This window comes from Paenibacillus koleovorans NBRC 103111 (assembly GCF_004000845.1).
Lineage (GTDB): Bacteria > Bacillota > Bacilli > Paenibacillales > NBRC-103111 > Paenibacillus_AA > Paenibacillus_AA koleovorans.
The window spans coordinates 1-565 of sequence record NZ_BIMA01000274.1; the positions used below are offsets into that span (position 1 = coordinate 1).

At 59.6% G+C, this 565-nt stretch carries 1 protein-coding gene; it reads right to left on the reverse strand.

The window, feature by feature from the left end; all coding sequences use genetic code 11:
* Positions 1-565: fibronectin type III domain-containing protein (locus tag PKO02S_RS32140; RefSeq protein WP_164821842.1), on the reverse strand; the 565-nt coding region annotated here is incomplete at both ends.

Here is a 565-nt window from a genome sequence, read left to right on the forward strand (position 1 = left end):
CCTCCGCCTGACCGTTTCCTGCGGTTGCGGTTACTCCAGTCGGTGCATCTGGCACTGTTCTTGGTGTTACTTCGTTGGATGCAGAAGAAGCTATTGAAGTGCCCTCTGCATTCGTCGCGGTCACCGTAAAGGTGTAGGCCGTTCCGTTGGTTAAGCCGCTAACGGTGATCGGGCTGCCGGATCCCGTTCCCGTCAATCCGCCCGGTGATGAGGTCACCGTATAGCTGGTAATGGTGCTGCCTCCATCGTTGGATGGCGCAGTAAAGCTGACTTCAGCCTGGCCGTTGCCCGCAGCTGCGCTTACTCCGGTCGGCGCTCCCGGCACCGCCTTCGGCGTCACACTGTTGGATGCGGAAGAAGCCGTCGAAGTCCCTGCCGCATTCGTCGCGGTCACCGTAAAGGTATAGGCGGTTCCGTTGGTTAGTCCGCTGATGGTGATCGGGCTGCCGGATCCTGTTCCCGTAAGTCCGCCCGGTGATGATGTCACCGTATAGCTGGTAATGGTACTGCCTCCATCGTTGGACGGCGCAGTAAAGCTGACTTCAGCCTGCCCGTTGCCCGCAGT